At 40.4% G+C, this 3030-nt stretch carries 3 protein-coding genes and 1 pseudogene; 1 reads left to right on the top strand and 3 read right to left on the bottom strand.

What is annotated here, in order from left to right; genetic code table 11:
- Positions 1-871, top strand: a pseudogene (locus tag HW45_RS04430) (phage tail tip protein); the annotation flags it as partial.
- Positions 872-888: 17 nt separating this feature from the next.
- Here the strand turns inward: HW45_RS04430 and HW45_RS04425 are convergent.
- From HW45_RS04425 to HW45_RS28275, 3 genes are all read right to left on the bottom strand, one after another.
- Positions 889-1383 carry a hypothetical protein gene (locus HW45_RS04425; RefSeq protein ID WP_038225176.1) on the bottom strand — a complete coding sequence of 165 codons (495 nt, stop codon included), beginning with the start codon at positions 1381-1383 and terminating at the stop codon, positions 889-891.
- Between the two features lie 129 nt (positions 1384-1512).
- Complete coding sequence (locus HW45_RS28280) at positions 1513-2010, bottom strand: hypothetical protein (RefSeq protein WP_051867782.1); 498 nt, start codon at positions 2008-2010, stop codon at positions 1513-1515.
- A gap of 149 nt (positions 2011-2159) precedes the next feature.
- Positions 2160-2774, bottom strand: a complete 615-nt coding sequence (locus HW45_RS28275; protein WP_051867781.1) for a Rha family transcriptional regulator — start codon at positions 2772-2774, stop codon at positions 2160-2162.
- Positions 2775-3030: the final 256 nt, after the last annotated feature.

The raw sequence follows: 3030 nt of genomic DNA, 5'->3' as shown, positions 1-3030 counted from the left end.
ATGGGGCGTTAAAGCTTCAGCTGGTGATGTTACTGCAAGCATTGGTTTAGTCGCAAAATCGAATGGCGCTGACTATAGAAACGCTTATTTCTATGTCAAGAACGCCGATTTTAAGGTTTCGTATAACGATGGTTCGAGCGATCAAGCCGTTCCAGTATTTGGCACTATGGATAATCCCAAGTACGGGCAACCCGGACAACCGCGAAAAATACTTGTTATAGATACTGCGTGGATTAAAGCAGCTTCCATCAAAGATTTGGTTGTTAGTAATCTCGTATCTGATGTAATTATTGCGCAGTCTGAAATCCGCTCACCAGTTATCAAAACACCAGTGATCAATGATGTTAATGCACCTTTCTATGTTAGCTCTGCTGGTATAGTTTCTATGAGAGGCGCTAATGTTAATGGTCACATCAACGCGGTATCAGGTTCGCTAAACAATGTAGTCATCCATGAGGACTGTACGATACTAGGTACATTATCGGCAGGAAAGATTATTGGTGATATCGTGAAGGCTTACGATGTTAACATTCCAGAGCAAAGATGGACGTTAGTTCCTCCTGGTTCTGACCATCTATTTTTAACGCTGAATTTTCAATCTGAACCGTGGGATAGACAACTTTCACTACCCGCACTTTATACTGGTTCTCAGCGAACAGCTGGAAGGGTTCATTTAAATGGTGCCTATGTCGATAGCCAAAGCTGGTTTGGTAATATTGGTGATGCTATGGGAATGATAGGGCCAAAAGTAATAACACTGGCAAAAAACCAACCGCATGAAGTGAAAATATACCTTAGAAACCTACTGTCAAATAAAGGCACTCCAATGATAAGAAATCAGGATGCGGTCTATTTAACATTTAAAAGTTAAAAAGGGGCGTAAGCCCCTTAGAATTTCTGGTTTATAGTTGCCCAAGCTATAGCTCTTTTCCATCCATTGGTGTACATCTTCTTATCAGATTCGTCTTTAGCTTGTTGATAGGTTGGTGTGCCAAAAGCATAGGTTTCATTCAAGTAAACCTGTCCATTTTGATATGTGATTTTTTCAATGTAATCAAGTGACGCAAAGACGCGGAACTCAGTTAGCTTAACGCCTGATTTATTATATGTGGTGACCGTTGTTAGTTCGTCGCTGACAAACTCCGTAACTCGATCCGAATTTACTCCACCAACAGTGATAGAAAGCAATTCGCCTTGCTTATTAGTGACGGCCTCTGTGGTCCAGTTGCACTCATTATGGTTAAATTTATATAGATAGTTATCGCCAGATTCGAACCAATCGATATTACTGTATACAGAGCAATGAACATCACCGGAACCGTCTTCACTATTACAGCCAGCGAGTGCAAGAGAAAACAAAAATACTATAATTAAATTTTTCATTTCGATGCCATTTGTTTAGGTTGCTTTTAGTTATTGCTGGGTGATGCGAGTTTATTGCTTAGATTGTGCTTGTGGCAGAACTTGATGTATATGAATAAATTTAAACTCAATGCATGCAGCATTAAACTGTTACTTGCTGCAATAAAGTCCATGCTTTTTGCAAAATTTCTTATACAAGTGTCGGTCTACCCAACCGCCAAATAGGGTGTTGGTATAAAGTCTCAAGAATTCTTCTCTTAATTCTTGAGGCATGGCGTCCAGCTTCTCTTTATTGGAATGTTGCTTTTGCGTGTTCAAGCCAGATTGACAGCTAAAGTTTACACGATCTATAGAGCGCTTTGCATACCCAAATATTTGATTCTGATTAGAGAAAACATCTAGCGAGCAAGGTATATTAATTGCTCTGTAAAAAAGTTTATCATTCCATTCTATTTCCTCAATCAAATGGTATTCAATCATTCTATTTAACATGCCGTACGTGCTAACGAGATTGAGCCCGGTTTTTTGGCTTATTTCTTCAGCACCCCTTCCCTCGAATGGGTTGTTGTAAAGTTTGCACATCACTAACTCTTGAAGCGTATTGGTAGCTATGACCTTGTAAGCTTTATTTTTGAAGAATCCAAACATGTAACCCTCATCTTCGGCGCGTCTATACTAATGTTAGGGAGTATAGAAAAATCACACCACGCTGGTCACGTCATTTCGTGTCTTTATGTGTCATATCTAAATCATGATCACGATATGAGCGTCAATGCATGACGCTCATAACATAATGGTTACATTCTAGAGAGCCTTTTTGCTGCTATCGTATTGATGGCAATGATCTCTTGATTCGTGAATAACCGATTATTCCCCATGAAGCTAATGAATTTCTCTTTGTTGCACACAAATGCGTCTTGAGGAACGACCATCGAGCGAACGATCTGACCATTCTCGATATCAAGTAGAATTCGGGTGTCGAGACCATCCTTAAAATCGTCCATCAGTTCAGCCTTAGTTGGAAGCATAAATGGAAGGGGCTCCTGATGGGTTTGCTTGGCTAGCTTTTCGGCCATTAAATTAAACGCATTGATAAAAGCTTCTTTTACGATAGCTGCTTTTTTGCCGTTAAAACTCATAACAGCAGCCATGAATCCGCTAAAGTTCATTTGATACGACTTAATATCGCGCTTTGCGATGCCAACTTGTTGATTTTCAACGTGAGCGCAAAAATGCGCTGACATGAACTGATCAGAAAAATGGAGAGTTTCAATACGTCGAATTACATCTTTGTGTGGCTTGTTAAAGTGTTTAGCTACTAATAATGAATTCGTGAGCAACTCATCAGTTTGGGATACGAAAATTAAATCTTCTGGACGGTGTTGGGCGATAGGTAGGGCTTGCGTAGTCATGATGTGACTCCTTGATAATGATTTATTTATCACCACCAACAAGGCTAATTGCATGGCGGTGAACTGATCAGGATTAGCCTTACCGTTATCAAGGAAACGGCGCACCGAAGTGCTCCCAATCAGCCCACCATAATTTGGGTACACTGAATTGTACGCAACAAAAAACCAGCGTTAAGCTGGCGTTATTACGCCCTGATAAAGACGGGAGGCTAATCCCGACAACGGATTTTGCCGCTGTGTTTTTTACATTAGGCGT

The organism is Vibrio sp. ER1A, from assembly GCF_000733315.1.
In the GTDB taxonomy this organism is placed as follows: Bacteria; Pseudomonadota; Gammaproteobacteria; order Enterobacterales; family Vibrionaceae; genus Vibrio; species Vibrio mediterranei.
The sequence above is the reverse complement of the archived record's forward strand: the minus strand, read 5'-3'. Positions and strand labels throughout refer to the sequence as shown.